Here is a 15,643-nt window from a genome sequence, read left to right as displayed (position 1 = left end):
ACAGAGTTGCGTAACAGAACGGCCCCCGGAGACATCCGGGGGCCGTTTTGCCGTGGGCGTAGGACGAAAGGTCCTGGGGCGGCGGCTTGCATTCGGGGCGGCGCGGGTCGATCTGGAGTCGGTGATGTCTTCCCCTACCATCGTGATCGTGGGCGCCGGCGTGCTGGGCCTGAGTACGGCGTTTGAACTGAAGCGGCGCGGCCATAGGGTGACCGTGGTCGATCCCGGCGGTCCCAACGCCTCGCGCGTGGCGGCCGGCATGGTGGCCCCGGCGATGGAGGCGGCGATCGACGACGTCTCGCCGGACAGGGCGGCTCTGTTCCGCGCGGGTCGTGACCTTTGGCCGGCCTTTGCGGCCGCCTCAGGCGTCGCCCTGACGCGCCGTCCGGCCGAGTGGCGCGGCGGCGACGTGGACGCCATCGCGGCGCGTCTGACGGCCCTGTGTTTCTCCGCCCGGCGCGAGGGGGATCGGGTGGTGACGGACGAAGACTGTCAGATCGAGCCGGACCAGGCGATGGCCGCCCTTAGTGGGGCCGTGGGCGAGGCCCCGGACGGCGCGATCATTGAGGGACGCGTGACCGGCCTTCGCCAGGTTGGGGACGAGTGGCAGGTCGATTTGGACCGCCGGACGCTGGCGGCGTCGGCGGTCGTTCTGGCGACGGGAACGGCGGCGGCTGTAACCGGGACGCCCGACGCGACACGGATCCTGGTGGACGGGGTCCAGCCGATCCGGGGGCAGATCGGCGTCGCGGCGCGGGAACTGACGCCGCACGCTGTGCGCGGGCCGGGGGCCTATGTGGCGCCGATGACGGGCGGTGCGGTGATCGGGGCGACCATGGAACCGGGGCGGCGCGATACGACCCCCGATGCGGCCGTGGGCGAGCGACTGACCGAGGCCGCCTGGCGGGTGCTCGGCCGTGCGCCGGAACCCCTGAACATCGAATGGCGCGCCGGTGTGCGCGGCGCCTCGGCGGACGGTCTGCCCATTGCCGGACCTGCGCCGGACGGGGAGGGGCTGTTCCTGGCCCTGGCGCCGCGTCGCAACGGCTGGCTGCTGGGGCCGCTGGTCGCGAGCGTGGTCGCCGATGCGATCGAGGGGCGGACGCCGTCGCCGGAAGCCCGCGCCCTCGATCCTCGACGCTTTTAATCCGCCATGGCGAAGCGGACGGTGAAGTTGACCGTCGCCCCGTCCACCGCGCGGCCATCGACTGTGCGGGGGTTCATGCGGAAGTCGCGCGTCAGGCTCATGGCCGCGCGGCCGAAGCCCTGGCCCCTGGGCGTTTCGTCGGCGACGCGGCAGGCGGTCAGGCCGCCGTCGATGCGGACGGTGCAGGACAGGCTGGCCGCGCCGGACAGGCCGCTGTCGGCCGCCCTCGTCGGATAGGCGCGCGCCATTTGCGCCTCAGAGGGACGGCTGGCCCAGGTCGGATTGTTGATGACCGAGACGGCGCGGATGGGCGGCGTCTCAGTCGTGGCTGTTCCACCCTCGACGCCCGTTGGGGCCGTGCTGACGAGCACCTGTCCGGTCGGCGCCGTCTCGGCGGTCTTGTCCGGCGGCGTCAAAGGCAAGGTCTCGACGGTCGGCGGCGCCTTGAGGATGGGGTCGTGGATCGGCGTCGGCGGCGCGGCGGTCTTCTGAGACGGGGGAAGGGGCTTGGGCTTCGGTCGCTCGACGAAGATATCGACAATAGGGTCTTCGATGACGCCTTGGGGAAGTTGCTGGTCCAACTGGAACCGCTGGTTATAGAGCGCCACCCCCACCCCGACATGGGCGACGACGGACAGGCCGATGGCGGCCCACATCCAGCGCGGCAAAGGTTTTCTGCGTTCCCCAAAGTCGATGGGGCTGATTGCGCCGGGGCCTCCGGCGGCACGGATCATCATCTCGACACTCCCTCGTTCACCGCCCCCGCAGCGCCCGTAACCGAAAGTGAGCGCTCAGCTTGTGGCGAGTTTGCGGCGAGGTTTCGCGGCTCGACCAACGTCGATCCCCAAGTCTGGTTAACGCGGCCGTTAACGATTAAGGATTGATTAACCACGTTCGACGAGGCTTCGCCTGTCATGGGCATCCGAGCGATTCCATCTTCAGGCGGCGTAGAAGCGGCCATCCGGCGCGCCTCGACCGCCGTGGGCGTGGATTATGATTTTCTGATCAAGACGGCGCGTCGCGAGAGCGCGATGAATCCGTCGGCCAAGGCGCCGACCTCGTCGGCGGCGGGCCTGTTTCAGTTCATCGAACAGACCTGGCTAGGAACCGTCAAACAGCACGGCGCCCAGCACGGCTATGGCCAGTATGCCGACCTGATCCACAAGGGATCGGACGGGCGCTGGCGGGTCGAGGGATCGGCGCGCAATGTGGTGCTGGACCTGAGGTTCGACCCCCATGCGGCCTCGACCATGGCGGCGGAGCTGACGGCGTCGAACGCCGCCTATCTGCGCGGTCGCACCGGCAAGGAGCCGGGGGCGGGGGATCTTTACGCCGCGCATTTCCTGGGCCCGGCCGGCGCGGCCAGTCTGATGACGGCGATGGACCGCAATCCCGGCGGCAGCGCCGTCGCGCTGTTTCCCGAGGCGGCGCGGGCCAATCGCAGCATCTTTTACAAGGACGGCCGGGCAGCCACGGTCGCCGAGGTCCACGCCAATCTGCAGCGCACCGCCGGCAATGGCGCGCCGGCGGCCGGAATCGGCGAGACCCGCGCGCCTTCGCCTGAGCTGAGCGATCGCGATCAGGCCCTGGCCGCGCGGCTGGATCGTCTGAAGCAGGAACAGGGGCTTCTGGCCCTGTTGCTGGGACAGGACGGATCGTCAGGGACGGGGTTCGGCGGGGCGTTTTCGCCCACCGGCAAGGATTCGATCTGAGATCGACCGGCGTCGATGGTAAACCGACCGTTAAGCATGGCAGGGTCATGATGTCGGCAAGCCCGATTCCCTGACGAGCCGTCCATGACCGCCTTCCGCGCCCGCCTCACCGAAATGGACATCCAACGCTTGGTCAAGGCGGTGGACGAGGACGAGCGCGCCGAGGCCGCCCACAAGCTGTGCCGCAACATGGATCGGGCCGAGCTGGACGACCGCGAGCGGGAGGCGGCGCAGAAGATCGTGCGTCTGCTGGCCAATGACGCGGCCGAACTGGTGCGTCGGGCCATGGCCGTGACGCTCAAATCCTCGGACCTGATACCCAATGATGTGGCGCGACGTTTGGCGGCGGATCTGGACAGTATCGCCCTGCCGATCATCGGCGCCTCGCCGGCGCTGAGCGACGACGACCTGATCGAGATCGTGCGCGCCGGTTCAGCCCTGCGCCAGATTGCGGTCGCTGGACGGCCGAGCGTGTCCCGCGACGTGTCCCAGGCCTTGGCCGACGAGGGGAATGAACAAGCCGTCAGGGTTCTGGCGGCCAATGACAACGCCGATTTGTCGGAACGCGCCCTGGGCGTGATCGTGGATCGTTTCCCGGAGTCGGGCGAGGTGGTCGCCGCCGTCGCCTATCGTCAGGTCCTGCCGCTCCATATCACGGAGCGGCTGATCGAGCTGGCCAGTGAGACGGTGCGGGAACATCTGGTCTCGCGCCATGCGGTGGCGCCCGAGACGGCCATTCGACTGGCGCAATATTCGCGTGAGCGGGCCACGATCGATCTGGTTGAACAGGCGGCGTCCAGCGCCGACCTGCCGGCCTTCATGGCGCAGCTGAATTTGCGTAAAGTCTTGAACGCTTCGCTTCTGCTGCGCGGCTTGGCGCGCGGGCAGATGACGATGCTGGAACATGGCCTGGCCGAGCTGGCGGCGACGCCGCACCATCGGGCCTGGTTGATGATCCATGACGCCGGACCGTTGGGGCTGAAGGCCATCTATGACCGGGCCGGTTTGCCGCCGCGTCTGTTCCAGGCTTTCCGCGCCGGCGTCGACACTTGGCGGGCCCTGTCCGCCGAGGGGGTGGATACGTCGAGCGACGTCTTCCGCCAGCGGATGCTGGAGCGGTTCCTGACCCAGCGGCCGAACGTGCCGCGCGACGATCTGGCCTATCTGATGGAGCGGCTGGACCAGGCGCCGATGCGTCCGACGCAGATGGCCGCCTCCGCAGCCTGAACCGCCGCGTCGGGCGGCAAAAAAGGGGCCGTCCGCAGACGAGCCCCTTTGCTGTGTTCGACCGGAAGGATCAGCGGGACTTGTGCTGAGAGACCTCGGCTTCGAGGGACTCGGCCAGGACGCGGCCGGTGGGGTTTTCGTCGGTTTTGATCTGGTCGCGGACCACGGAGCGGATCGCATCGACGTGGGCATGAACGATAGTCAGCGGCGCTTCCGTCCGCGCCGTAGCGTCGTCCAGCAACCGGCACAGCGAGCCGGCGATACGGGTCACCAGTGGATATTCGTAGGTGGTTCCCAGGCCCTTCAGATCATGGGCGCGGAAATAGAGGGCTTCCGCCGTCTCGGCCGTCAGACCCTTCTCTCGGATGTCGGCCTGGGCCTGGTCCAGTTTGACGATCTCGTCGTTGAGCCACTGGCCGAACTGGGCAGACATCGCCTTCAGCGCTTCTTCAGCCCGAGCGATGGCGTCGGCGTTGATGCCGAACCCACCCCCCATCCTGGGGCGAAGAGATTGTGTGGTGGGCTTGACGTTCGCCGGATCGCTCATGGCGGACCTCCATAGAATTTGGGCAGAGCTTAGCCCTGCCGCCTTAAGAAGCCGTATAGCGGGCGTCAGTTGGTGAACTGCTCGGTCATGACCCGTTCGTCGAAGGATCGGCCTGCGTCGAACAACATGGTTAGGGCGACGTCGCGCCGTTCGCGCACCTCGACCCGCGACACGCGTCGGACCTCGAAATTATCGGCGGTGGCGGAGACCGGGCGTTTGTCCGCCTCCAAGACGTCGAACCGCACCTTGGCGCCGTGGGACAGCAGGGCGCCGCGCCAGCGGCGGGGACGGAAGGCGCTGATCGGGGTCAGGGCCAGTATGCGGGCGTCCAGAGGAATGATCGGGCCATGGGCCGACAGATTATAGGCCGTAGATCCCGCCGGCGTCGCCACCAGGCAGCCGTCACAGGACAACTCGTCCAGTCGAACGCGATCGTCGACCGTGATCTTCAGCTTGGCGCTCTGGCGCGTCTGGCGCAGCAGGGAGACCTCGTTGATGGCCAGGCCGGTGTGGACTTCGCCGCTTTCGGTCCAGGCGTCCATTTGGAGCGGGTGGATGACGGTGCGTTCGGCGGCGACGACGCGGGCGATCAAGTCGTCTTCGTCATAGTCGTTCATCAGGAAGCCAACCGATCCGCGGTTCATTCCGTAGACGGGGGTGCGACGACGAAGATTGGCGTGCAGGGTCTCCAGCATCTGTCCGTCGCCGCCCAGGGCGACGATGACGTCGGCCTCTTCCTCAGTCACTGCACCATAGCGTGCGATCAAGACCTTGCGCGCCGCCTGGGCCTCAGGGCGGTCGCTGGCGGTGAAGGCCAGGCTTGGGGCCGGAGCGGGGACGGAGGAGGGTTGGGTCACGTCGAACGTGAGCCCCAGCTTGACCGCGAAGTCAAACGGTCGCGGTGTTTTCCATCATCTGACGAAAGGCGCGAGCCGCCGAATGGCTGTTCATCGGCGTCGTGGTCCAGCCGCCGTCGCCGGGCAGACCGTCGGCCAGCTTGCGGACCTCGGCCAGCAGGGAGGGGAAGACGGCCTTGTCCAGGCCGACGGCGAGGCAGGCGAGGTACAGGGGCTCGGCGGTCGGCGCATAGACGGCGCTGCGGACCTGGGTCGGGGTGAAGTTTCCGAGTTGACCCAGGGCCAGCTCGAACAGGCCGAGACGGTGTTCACGCAGGGCGCGGATCAGTATGCCAGGGCGGAGTTGCCCCGCCGTCTGCAACTTCTCGATCAGTCGACGCTCCATCTCTTGGCGCTCGCGATCTTCAAGTCTGCGTTCGTTAGGGATCGGCCGCCAGGTGGGATGGCGGGCGGCGCTGGCGGAAGCGGCGCGCACGGCGGCGTTCAGAAGGCGGTCATCGATTTCGAATCGCTCGCCGATCGACTGGCGAAGCGCCTGACCGACCCATTGGTAGAGCTCGTGGGCCAGGGATTCGCTCAGGCGGGGGTGACGGGTAAGGGGCGCGCGCAGGCCGGCGACGCGGCGGGAATGCTCGACAAGACGGTGCATCGCCGCCTCGCCGATATCGGCGCTGCGGTTCGAGGCCAGGGCGGTCATGGTGATCGGATCGGCCTGGTCCAGTATGGCGTCCACGACGCCGCCCGAGAGGTGGGGGCGGCGGGCGACGGCGATCTGATGCTCGAGCGTGGTCTCGACGAGGACCCGGATCAGGGCGGCGTCGTTCAGCACGGGGCTGGCGGCGATGACCGGCGCGGCGATATCGATCTCGTCCAACGCCAGCATTTCAATCAGGGCGACGGGCGCCCAGTCGACTGAGGCGAGCCGTTCGGAAAGCTGCTGGCGAATGTCCCGCTCGGCCTGGCCGGCCAGGGTCAGGAATATCTCGCCGAGCACGGGCGGCATGGGTGTGGACGGTGAGGCGGCTTCGCAGAGACGGATGACGCCGGAGAGAAGACGCAGGCGGTCATCAGGGGCCTTGCTGCGCGCCAGATCGAGAAGGTCCATCGCGGAAAAGTCAGTCGCAACCGCTGCGGATATCGGCATTCGAAGGGCAGCGGACACGGCGACTCCCGGACGCAGTAAGCTCACACCCAGCACATTAGAATCCGTGTCGTGAAGGTGCGGTTAACGGAAGCTGAAAGGCGAAGGTTAACGTCGCCGTCTTGGTTCGCCCGCTTGACGGACGGCGGATGCCGGAGGACGGTCGGGCAAAGCCCGTCAGAGGCGCGTTGAACCTAGGAGGAACACCATGGCCGATGGCGCCAGCCCCGCGTTGAAAACCCGTGTGTCCGAAGCCGAGTGGCAGGTTCGTGTCGAACTGGCCGCCCTTTACCGCCTCGTGGCGCTGAACGGGTGGGACGACATGATCTTCACCCACATATCCGCCCGCGTGCCGGGGCCTGAGCATCATTTCCTGATCAACCCCTACGGCTATTATTTCGAGGAGATCACCGCTTCGTCCCTGGTGAAGGTCGATCTGGACGGGAACATCGTTCAGGAGACGACCAACTTTATCAATCCGGCGGGCTTCACCATCCATTCGGCGGTCCATGCGGCGCGCGAGGATGCGAAGTTCGTGATCCATTTGCACACCGTCAGCGGCGTGGGCGTGGCGGCGCAGCAGCATGGCCTGCTTCCGATCAGCCAGAACGCGTGTTTACTACAGCATCAAGTTGCGTATCATGGGTATGAGGGATTGGCTCTGAACCATGACGAGCGCGAACGTCTGGTGGCCGACCTGGGGGACAAGCCGCTGATGCTGTTGAGAAATCACGGCACGCTCGCGGTCGGGGAGACGGCGGCGCAGGCATGGATCGGGATATTCTTCCTCGAGAGGGCCTGCGCGCAGCAGGTGGCCGCCCTGGCCGGCGGGCGCGAACATGTGTTGATCGCCCCGGATCACGCCCAGGCGGAGACAAAGGAACAGGGGCGGGGGATCGGCTTCATCTCGGCGCTCGCCTGGCCGGGGGCCTTGCGGCAACTGGATCGGAAGTCGCCGGGCTACGACTCTTAGGCCAGACGGGGGCGGTCGCCGTGCTGGCGGTCGCCCTTATCGGCCAGGCCACGACCGCCTCAGCCGGGGCTTGGACCCAGCCAAAGGGGCAGGGACAGGTCATCGCCAAATACGATGCCATGCGCGCTGACAGCGGGTTTGATCCCGCCGGCGAGACGCAGCCGCTAGGCGTGGATCGAACAGACCGGACGGCGGGACTGTTCGCCGAGTACGGCGTGAACGACCGGCTGACCCTTCAACTGAAGGCCGACTGGCAACAGGGGAAAGACGCCTTTGTCGATTACGATGGCCGGGGGCCGATCGAGGTCGGGGCGACCTGGCAGGTCTGGCGCGACGATCACAATGCCGTCAGCCTGTACGGCGGCTACGCCTTGGCTGGAGAAGGGCGGAACGCCGGCTACGCTGCGCCCGGTGTCGGCGAGCACGACTGGGAGGCGCGCCTATCCGTCGGTCGGTCGCTGGGCGCCGTCGGGGGGCGCTGGGGTATGGATCGATCATTCGTCGAAGTGCAGGCGGCGCGGCGTGTGCGCGACGGTCTACCCCATGAAACCCGCTTGGACGCTACGATCGGCGGCAGAATCGGGCGGGATTGGCTGGTGTTGGGGCAGGCTTTCGGCGGCGCGGCCGACGGCGGGGCGCGGTGGTTGTCGCTGGAAACCTCGGTGACGCGCGACTTCGGCGACTGGAGCGTGCAGGCGGGCTGGCGACAGACGGTGGCGGGCCGGGAGACGGCTATCGCGCAGGGACCGGTTGTGGCGATCTGGCGCAGATTTTGATCGTCATCTGTGCGACGGAATTCGTCGTACACGACGTTACCAATAGGTAATCTTGCGCACGGTGGAGAAGCCGCTAAGCGTGCGCGTCCTCTGAATCGAAAGTCCGTTGCGTGATAAGACGCCACTTCTTCCTGATCGCCGCAGCTGTGCTGTTGGGGCTGATGGTTCTCGCCGCCGTGCTGAAGGTGGCGTTCGCCGACGATGAGGCCGCCGGCGGGCCGGGCGGCGGACGCCGGGGCGGGCAGCAGGTGTCCGAAGCGACCGTGTCCCAACGCGAGTTCTCGGACCAGATCCGGGTGCTTGGCGTCGCGCGGGGCCAGAGGTCCGTCAATATTACCTCATCGACCACTGAGCTGATCACCCGGGTCCTGTTCACGGACGGGCAGACGGTGTCGGCGGGCGCACCGCTGGTCGAGTTGCAGGCGCGAGAAGAAGATGCGGATATAATAGAAGCCCGCGCCAACGTCGCTCAGGCGCAGCGCGAGCGTGATCGATACAAGGCGCTGGCGGATCGAGGGATCGCGCCTCAGGTGCTGCTGGAACAGGCGGAGACGGCGCTGGCGACGGCGCGCGCCTCACTGGAGGCGGCGCAGGCGCGGCGGGGTGACCGCATCATTCGCGCGCCCTTTGCCGGGACCCTGGGCCTGACGACGGTGACGCCCGGAACCCTGATTAATCCGGGTGCGGTTATTGCGACTCTGGACGACACATCGACCATTCGCGTCGATTTCCCATTGCCCGAGCGTTATCTGAATGTGCTGCGCGCCGGGGCGTCGATCACCGCCACCGCCGACGCCTATGGCGACACGCCGTTCCAGGGCCGGATCGCGTTGATTGATACGCGGGTGAACGAAACTACCCGCGCCGCAACCGCCCGCGCGGAATTCCCCAATCCCGGCGGCCGAATCCGCCCCGGCATGCTGCTGCGAGTTGCGGTGCAGCAGGGACAACGCCAGGCGCCGGCGGCGCCGGAGTCTGCCGTTCAGTATGAGGGCGAGGGCGCCTTCGTCTATCGCATCGCCGCGGGGGCTCAGGGCTCCACGGCCCAGCGTGTGGAGGTCGATACCGGCGTGGTCGAGAACGGCTTCGTCGAAATCCTGTCGGGTCTTGAGATCGGCGACCGCATCGTCGGTTCGGGCCTGAATCGCATCCAGCCCGGCGCGCCCGTCAGCGTCGCCGGACGCGGGCAAGGGGCTCGGGGCGCCCAGGCCGCTGAGAGCGCCGCACGATGATGCTGTCCGACGTTTCGGTTCGGCGCCCGGTCTTTGCAGCCGTCGCCGCCATCGTCCTGTGCGTCATCGGGGCCGCCGCATTCTTCTTCCTGCCCGTGCGTGAACTGCCCGACGTGGATCCGCCCATCGTTTCGGTCAACACCAGCTATGCCGGCGCCTCGGCCGAGGTGATCGAGAGCCGGATCACGGAGCCGATCGAACAGCAGATCGCCGGCATCCAGGGCGTCGAACGTATCAACTCGACCAGCCGCGACGGCCGCTCGAACGTCAATATCGAGTTCTCGCTGGACCGGAACATCGATGATGCCGCCAATGACGTGCGCGACCGCGTCAGCCGTGTGGTGGGGCGTCTGCCGGACCAGGCCGACCCGCCGGAGGTGGCCAAGGCGGATTCCGACAGCCAGCCGATCATCATCGTCTTCCTGCGCTCCACGACGATGAACCGGTTGCAACTGACCGACTATGCCGACCGCTATCTGGTGGACCGGATGGCGACTGTGCCCGGCGTGGCCCAGGTCAATATCTATGGCGAGCAGCGCTATTCGATGCGGATATGGCTGGATCCGGCCGCCCTGGCGGCGCGCGGTTTGACGGTCACCGATGTCGAGACAGCGCTGACCAGCCAGAACGTCGAACTGCCGGCAGGATCTCTGGAATCGACCGACAAGGACTATACGGTCCGCGTGGCTCGCACCTACGCCCGGCCCGACGATTTCCGGCAACTGCCCATTGGCACGCGGGGATCGGCCTCGGCGTCGGCTTCGGTCGCCACCGGAACGGGCAGCGGCTCTTCGGCCATCATCCAGGGTCAGCCGACCTATGTGACGCGTCTGGGCGACATCGCCCGGGTGGAAGAGGCGCCGGAAGAGGATCGTCGTCTGTTCCGTGGCAACAGCATGGACCAGATCGGTCTGGCCGTGACCCGCCAGGCTCAGTCGAACGACCTGGCAATCTCGGACGGCGTTCATAAGATGATCGACGAGATCCGTCCCAGCCTGCCGCCTGGCGTGACGCTGGAAATCGGGTCTGACAACTCCGTCTTCACGTCGCACGCCATCGACGAGGTCTGGATCACCATCGGCATATCCATGGCGCTGGTGGCCCTGGTGAACTTCATCTTCCTGGGCAGTCTGCGGGCCGCTTTGATCCCGTCGATCGTGGCGCCCATCTGCCTGTTGGCGACCTTCATCGTCCTGGCGCCCCTGGGCTTTTCGCTGAACCTGCTGACCCTGCTGGCCCTGGTGCTGGCCATCGGCCTGGTCGTCGATGACGCCATCGTGGTGGTCGAGAACATCCAGCGGCGGCTGGATCATGGCGAACCGCCGCTGGTCGCGGCCGAGCGGGGCGCGCGTCAGGTCTTCTTCGCCGTGGTCGCGACGACCATCGTCCTGCTGTCGGTGTTTGCGCCGCTGCTGTTCCTGCCCGGCTATGTCGGCCGGTTGTTCGTCGAGTTGGCGGCGGCGATTGCTGCGGCGGTGGCCTTCTCGGCCTTCCTGGCGCTCAGCCTGTCGCCCATGCTGGCGTCCAAGATCCTGAAGCCGGCGCAAAGCGGCGGCTGGCTGGCGCGGCGGGTCGACTGGGCTATGGATGGGCTGAAGACCTCCTATGCGCGTTCGCTGGACATGATGCTCGGGCGGCGCATCGCCGTCATCGGCGTGGGCGCCCTGATCGCCCTGGTGGCGGCGGGCGCGGGGGGCATCTTCCTGATCCTGCCCAACGAGCTGGTGCCGGACGAAGATCGCGGGCGGGTGCAAGTTCGCGTCGCCGGGCCCGAAGGCGCGGGCTTTGACTATACTCGAAAGATCATGATGGGGCTCGAGCCGCTGCTGGCGGACTACAAGGCCAGCGGGGAGGCGGACTCCTATCTGGTTTCCGCCCCCGGTTTCGGCGGCGGCAGCTTCAACTCCGGCAACGGCGTCCTGGTCCTGTCAGACTGGTCCAAGCGCGACCGATCGGCTGCCGAAATCGCCCAGGAGCTGAACGGCACGCTGCGCGGCCAGACCGATGCTCAGGTCAACGCCTCTACCCCTGGCGCCTTCCAGCGTGGGGGCGGCAATTCCAACTCCGTGGAGCTGATCGCCACGGGCACGGACTATGAGCAGATATACAGCTGGCTTCAGCCTCTTCTGGCCGCGGCTCAGGATAATCCGGGCTTCTCTCGGCCGCGCCTGAACTATGAGCCGAACTCGCCGCGCCTGCTGGTCGATGTCGATCCCCAGAAGGCGGCGGCGCTGGGGGTGTCGTCCCAGTCCATCGGCCGGACGCTGGAGACTATGTTCGGATCGCGAACCGCCACCACCTATATCAAGGGAGGGCAGGAGTATGACGTCATCCTGCAGACGGATCGCGACAACCGGCGCGAAGTCGCGGATCTGGAAGCGCTCTATGTGGCCACGGGCGCCGGGCAACTGGTGCCTCTGTCGGCGGTGGTGACGACCCAGACCTCGGGCGATACGCCGGATCGTCGCCGGCTGGATCGTCAGCGATCCATCTCGCTTCAGGCCGATCTAAACCCTGGGATGACCATCGACGATGCGGTGCAGTTCCTGAGCGCCGAGGCGGCGAAGCAGCCGCAAGGCGGCGTGGTCACCCAGTGGGGCGGCGCGGCGCGGGACCAGCAGGAGGCGGGCGGCGCGGTCGTGGCGGCCTTCGGTCTGGCCCTGCTGCTGGTCTTCCTGGTGCTGGCGGCCCAGTTCGAAAGCTGGATCACGCCGGCGGTCATCATGCTTACGGTGCCGCTGGCGGCGGCGGGCGGGCTGTTTGGCCTGTTGATGGCGGGGTCCAGTCTGAACCTCTACAGCCAGATCGGCCTGATCATTCTGATCGGTGTGGCGGCCAAGAACGGCATCCTGATCGTGGAGTTCGCCAATCAGCTGCGCGACCAGGGGCGGTCGATCCGCGAGGCGATCATCGAGTCGTCGTCGCTGCGTCTGCGGCCGATCATCATGACCTCCATCGCCACCGCCTTCGGCGCCCTGCCGCTGGTGCTGTGGCAGGGGGCGGGCGCGGGCAGTCGTCAGACGATCGGCGTGGTCATCTTCACCGGCGCCATTTTCGCGACGGTGCTGACCCTGTTCGTGGTGCCGGTGATCTATGCCGTGCTGGCGCGTTTCACCAAGTCGCCGGAATGGACCGCCCGCAAGATCGAGGAGTGGGAGGCTCAGGAGCAGCGCGACGGCGGGCCCAAGCCCATCGACGCGCACTGACGGATCAGGAGGCGGGCGTCGCCGGCGGCTGTGGCTGCGGCTGGAAGCCCGTCTCCACCTTCAGATAGGCGATGACATCGCGCCGGTCGGCCGCGTCTGACAGGCCCGCGAAGGTCATCTTGTTGCCGGGCAGGAAGGCCTTCGGGTTTTCCAGCCAGTGATCCAGCGTCTGGGCGTCCCAGGCAAACTGAGCCGTCCGAAGCGTGTTCGAATAGTTGTAGCGCGGGCGATCCCCCGCCTTCCGCCCAAACACCCCGTACAAATTCGGCCCCGCCAGATCGGGCGCGCCCTCGCCGATGGTGTGGCAGGCGCGGCAGCGAGCGAAGACGCGACGCCCGTTAGCCAGGTCCCCGGCGTTATAGGGGGCGGGCAGGGCCGCCAGCAGCATCGCCTTTTCAGCCTCCGTCGCCTCAGGCTTGGCCTTCTGACCCGCCGGGGTGTTGGGAGATTCGCTTTGGCCACAGGCGGCTAGCGTGAGCATCAGGGAAGCGGCGAGGGCGGGACGGCTCATCGGGGTATCCTGTTTTCTGCCGGTGATAGTGCAAATGTCAGACGCGGCAATTGGTCAACCTGTCCTGCTGGACGCGGCCCCCACGCACCTGATAATCAGTGTCAAGGAAACGCGGGGCCGCCGGGGGGCGGCGCCCGCTCGTGCGAGCCGAGATTTGACCGATACCATAAAGCTGAGCCAGGCCCGACGGGGCGATCGCGGCGTCATTATTCAAGTAGGCGCCCATTGCCACCACCAGGTTGAGGCGGTCGAGCTGGAACGTCGCCTGCTCGAGCTGGGTTTCGTCGAAGGGGCCAGGATCGAGCTGTTGCACGAAGGGCTGTTCGGGCGTGATCCCATCGCCATGAAGGTGGACGACATGCGCGTGGCCTTGCGCCGGCACGAGGCCGCCAGCCTGACGATTAAGCTGGACGTCGTCTGATGGACATGGCGCTGAAGACCGCCCGCGTCGCCCTGGTCGGCAATCCAAACAGCGGCAAGACCGCCCTGTTCAACGCCCTTACCGGCGCCCACCAGAAGGTCGCCAACTACGCCGGTGTCACGGTGGAGCGGAAGGAGGGGCTGATCCGCGCCGCCTCCGGCCGAACCCTGTCGGTGCTGGACCTGCCGGGCACCTATTCGCTGCGGGCGCGCAGCCCGGACGAGGAGGTCACGCGCGACGCCGTCCTTGGCCGTCTGGCCGGAGAGACCCCGCCGGATGTGGTGGTCTGCGTCGCCGACGCCACCAACCTGCGTCTGGTCCTGCGCCTGATCCTGGAACTGAAGGCGGTCGGCCGGCCGATGGTTCTGGCGCTGAACATGTACGACATCGCCCAGCGCCAGGGACTGCGGATCGATCTGGAGCAGCTGCGCGCCGAGTTGGGCGTGCCGATCATCACCACCGTGGCGACGCGCAAGCGCGGCATCGACGATCTGGTCGCCGCCATTGAAACTCAGGCAGAGGCGGCCGCCCAGAACGAGAACAGCTGGCGCAGCCCCGACGCCGCCGAACTGCGCACCGCCGCCCGCGAGGCCGAGCGGATCATGAAGGTCTGCGTGCGTCCGCCCGAGCGGCCGGACACCCTGACCGGGCGGATCGATTCCGTGCTGCTGCACCCGGTCGGCGGCATGATCATCCTGATGGCGATCCTGTTTGTGATGTTCCAGGCCGTCTTCAGCTGGGCCGCGCCCCTGATGGACGGCATCGAAGGCGGCATCGGCTGGCTGGGCGGTCTGGTCGCGGAGGTCATTCCCGACGGCCTGCTGCAGAGCCTGATCGTTGACGGCATCATCTCCGGCGTCGGCAGCGTGCTGGTTTTCCTGCCGCAGATTCTGATCCTGTTCCTCTTCATCATCGCCCTGGAAGACTTCGGCTATATGGCCCGGGCGGCCTTCCTGATGGACAAGATCATGGGCGGGGCGGGGCTGCACGGCCGGGCCTTCATTCCGCTTCTGTCCAGCTTTGCCTGCGCCATTCCCGGCGTCATGGCGGCGCGGGTTATCGATTCAAAGCGCGACCGCATGACCACCATTCTAGTCGCGCCGCTGATGACCTGCTCGGCGCGGATCCCGGTCTATACGCTGATCATCGCCGCCTTCATTCCGAACGAGACGGTGTGGGGCTTCGCCAATCTGCAAGGCCTGGTGATGTTCGGTCTCTACGCCGCCGGCATCGTCAGCGCCCTGGTCGTGTCCCTGCTGATCCGTAAGGTGTTCTGGCGCGGCGCGGTCGAGCCCTTCATGATGGAGCTGCCGGCCTACAAGACGCCGGATATGCGCAGCGTCCTGTTCAACCTATGGCTCCGGGCCAAGATCTTCCTGAACCGGGCGGGGCGGATCATCCTGCCGCTGGTGATCTTGCTGTGGGTTCTGGCGACCTTCCCCTATCCGCCCGAGAACGCGACGATGCCCGACATCGACTATTCGTTCGCCGGCATGATCGGGCGGGCGTTGGAGCCGATCTTCGCCCCTATCGGCTTCAACTGGCAGATGGTCATCGCCTTGATCCCCGGCATGGCCGCGCGCGAGGTCGCCGTGGCGGCGCTGGGCACCACCTACGCCATCGCCGACGCCGAGAATGCGACAGGTCTTCTGGCCTCGACCCTGTCGGCGCAATGGTCGCTGGCGACGGCCCTATCCTTCCTGGCCTGGTACATCTTCGCGCCCCAGTGCGTGGCGACCCTGGGCGTGGTGAAGCGCGAGACCAACTCGTGGAAATGGACCTGGATCATGATCGTCTACATGTTCGGTCTGGCCTATCTGGCGTCGTTCGCGACCTATCATGTGGCGGTGGCGCTCGGGGGCGGCTAAGCGGAGGCGGTTATTCACCGCCCGG

The 15,643-nt window shown here is 67.0% G+C and carries 14 protein-coding genes; 9 read left to right on the top strand and 5 right to left on the bottom strand.

Annotated elements, in window-relative coordinates:
• Positions 1–124 precede the first annotated feature (124 nt).
• The gene (locus PKE72_RS13610) at positions 125–1,147 is read left to right on the top strand and encodes an NAD(P)/FAD-dependent oxidoreductase (RefSeq protein WP_271165921.1); all 1,023 of its coding nucleotides are present in this window, start codon (positions 125–127) and stop codon (positions 1,145–1,147) included.
• Here the strand turns inward: PKE72_RS13610 and PKE72_RS13605 are convergent.
• The gene (locus PKE72_RS13605) at positions 1,144–1,884 is read right to left on the bottom strand and encodes a TonB family protein (RefSeq protein ID WP_271165920.1); all 741 of its coding nucleotides are present in this window, start codon (positions 1,882–1,884) and stop codon (positions 1,144–1,146) included. The genes PKE72_RS13610 and PKE72_RS13605 overlap by 4 nt on opposite strands.
• A gap of 177 nt (positions 1,885–2,061) precedes the next feature.
• Between PKE72_RS13605 and PKE72_RS13600 the strand changes: the two genes are divergently transcribed.
• Positions 2,062–2,859, top strand: a complete 798-nt coding sequence (locus tag PKE72_RS13600; RefSeq protein ID WP_271165919.1) for a transglycosylase SLT domain-containing protein — start codon at positions 2,062–2,064, stop codon at positions 2,857–2,859.
• 84 nt (positions 2,860–2,943) lie between these two features.
• Positions 2,944–4,086, top strand: a complete 1,143-nt coding sequence (spbR, locus tag PKE72_RS13595) for a SpbR family protein (RefSeq protein WP_271165918.1) — start codon at positions 2,944–2,946, stop codon at positions 4,084–4,086.
• A gap of 70 nt (positions 4,087–4,156) precedes the next feature.
• Here the strand turns inward: spbR and PKE72_RS13590 are convergent, their stop codons facing one another.
• From PKE72_RS13590 to PKE72_RS13580, 3 genes are all read right to left on the bottom strand, one after another.
• Positions 4,157–4,633, bottom strand: coding sequence for an Hpt domain-containing protein (locus PKE72_RS13590; RefSeq protein WP_271165917.1), 477 nt, complete (start codon positions 4,631–4,633; stop codon positions 4,157–4,159).
• Positions 4,634–4,698: 65 nt separating this feature from the next.
• Entirely contained in the window at positions 4,699–5,490 is a 792-nt protein-coding gene (locus PKE72_RS13585) for an NAD kinase (protein WP_271165916.1), read from the bottom strand.
• Between the two features lie 31 nt (positions 5,491–5,521).
• Entirely contained in the window at positions 5,522–6,595 is a 1,074-nt protein-coding gene (locus PKE72_RS13580) for a DUF2336 domain-containing protein (RefSeq protein ID WP_271165915.1), read from the bottom strand.
• 244 nt (positions 6,596–6,839) lie between these two features.
• Between PKE72_RS13580 and PKE72_RS13575 the strand changes: the two genes are divergently transcribed.
• The 4 genes from PKE72_RS13575 to PKE72_RS13560 all read left to right on the top strand — a co-directional run bounded on the left by PKE72_RS13575 (position 6,840) and on the right by PKE72_RS13560 (position 12,818).
• On the top strand, positions 6,840–7,604 hold the full coding sequence (locus tag PKE72_RS13575) for a class II aldolase/adducin family protein (protein WP_271165914.1): 765 nt from the start codon (positions 6,840–6,842) through the stop codon (positions 7,602–7,604).
• A 119-nt stretch (positions 7,605–7,723) separates the two neighbouring features.
• The gene (locus PKE72_RS13570) at positions 7,724–8,380 is read left to right on the top strand and encodes a hypothetical protein (protein WP_271165925.1); all 657 of its coding nucleotides are present in this window, start codon (positions 7,724–7,726) and stop codon (positions 8,378–8,380) included.
• Positions 8,381–8,490: 110 nt separating this feature from the next.
• A complete protein-coding gene (locus PKE72_RS13565) occupies positions 8,491–9,612 on the top strand; it encodes an efflux RND transporter periplasmic adaptor subunit (RefSeq protein WP_271165913.1) in 1,122 nt (373 codons plus the stop codon).
• A complete protein-coding gene (locus PKE72_RS13560) occupies positions 9,612–12,818 on the top strand; it encodes an efflux RND transporter permease subunit (RefSeq protein ID WP_271165924.1) in 3,207 nt (1,068 codons plus the stop codon). The genes PKE72_RS13565 and PKE72_RS13560 overlap by 1 nt, the downstream gene beginning before the upstream one ends.
• Before the next feature lie 4 nt (positions 12,819–12,822).
• Here PKE72_RS13560 and PKE72_RS13555 read toward each other — a convergent pair whose 3' ends face one another.
• Positions 12,823–13,329 carry a c-type cytochrome gene (locus PKE72_RS13555; protein WP_271165912.1) on the bottom strand — a complete coding sequence of 169 codons (507 nt, stop codon included), beginning with the start codon at positions 13,327–13,329 and terminating at the stop codon, positions 12,823–12,825.
• Between the two features lie 154 nt (positions 13,330–13,483).
• Between PKE72_RS13555 and PKE72_RS13550 the strand changes: the two genes are divergently transcribed.
• Both PKE72_RS13550 and feoB read left to right on the top strand, forming a co-directional pair.
• A complete protein-coding gene (locus PKE72_RS13550) occupies positions 13,484–13,750 on the top strand; it encodes a FeoA family protein (RefSeq protein ID WP_271165911.1) in 267 nt (88 codons plus the stop codon).
• Entirely contained in the window at positions 13,750–15,618 is a 1,869-nt protein-coding gene (gene feoB, locus PKE72_RS13545) for a ferrous iron transporter B (protein WP_271165910.1), read from the top strand. Before PKE72_RS13550 ends, feoB begins: the two co-directional genes overlap by 1 nt.
• The last annotated feature ends 25 nt before the right edge of the window (positions 15,619–15,643 follow it).

It is taken from the genome of Brevundimonas intermedia, assembly GCF_027922165.1.
Taxonomy (GTDB): Bacteria; Pseudomonadota; Alphaproteobacteria; order Caulobacterales; family Caulobacteraceae; genus Brevundimonas; species Brevundimonas intermedia.
The sequence above is the reverse complement of the archived record's forward strand: the minus strand, read 5'-3'. Positions and strand labels throughout refer to the sequence as shown.

What these genes read in the sequence shown, in the direction of transcription:
- PKE72_RS13610 (WP_271165921.1), top strand. Translation starts at nt 125, where the DNA reads ATGTCTTCCCCTACCATCGTGATCGTGGGCGCCGGCGTGCTGGGCCTG.
- PKE72_RS13575 (WP_271165914.1), top strand. Translation starts at nt 6,840, where the DNA reads ATGGCCGATGGCGCCAGCCCCGCGTTGAAAACCCGTGTGTCCGAAGCC.
- PKE72_RS13580 (WP_271165915.1), bottom strand. Translation starts at nt 6,595, where the DNA reads ATGGACCTTCTCGATCTGGCGCGCAGCAAGGCCCCTGATGACCGCCTG.
- PKE72_RS13605 (WP_271165920.1), bottom strand. Translation starts at nt 1,884, where the DNA reads ATGATGATCCGTGCCGCCGGAGGCCCCGGCGCAATCAGCCCCATCGAC.
- PKE72_RS13560 (WP_271165924.1), top strand. Translation starts at nt 9,612, where the DNA reads ATGCTGTCCGACGTTTCGGTTCGGCGCCCGGTCTTTGCAGCCGTCGCC.
- spbR (WP_271165918.1), top strand. Translation starts at nt 2,944, where the DNA reads ATGACCGCCTTCCGCGCCCGCCTCACCGAAATGGACATCCAACGCTTG.
- PKE72_RS13555 (WP_271165912.1), bottom strand. Translation starts at nt 13,329, where the DNA reads ATGAGCCGTCCCGCCCTCGCCGCTTCCCTGATGCTCACGCTAGCCGCC.
- PKE72_RS13570 (WP_271165925.1), top strand. Translation starts at nt 7,724, where the DNA reads ATGCGCGCTGACAGCGGGTTTGATCCCGCCGGCGAGACGCAGCCGCTA.
- PKE72_RS13600 (WP_271165919.1), top strand. Translation starts at nt 2,062, where the DNA reads ATGGGCATCCGAGCGATTCCATCTTCAGGCGGCGTAGAAGCGGCCATC.
- feoB (WP_271165910.1), top strand. Translation starts at nt 13,750, where the DNA reads ATGGACATGGCGCTGAAGACCGCCCGCGTCGCCCTGGTCGGCAATCCA.
- PKE72_RS13590 (WP_271165917.1), bottom strand. Translation starts at nt 4,633, where the DNA reads ATGAGCGATCCGGCGAACGTCAAGCCCACCACACAATCTCTTCGCCCC.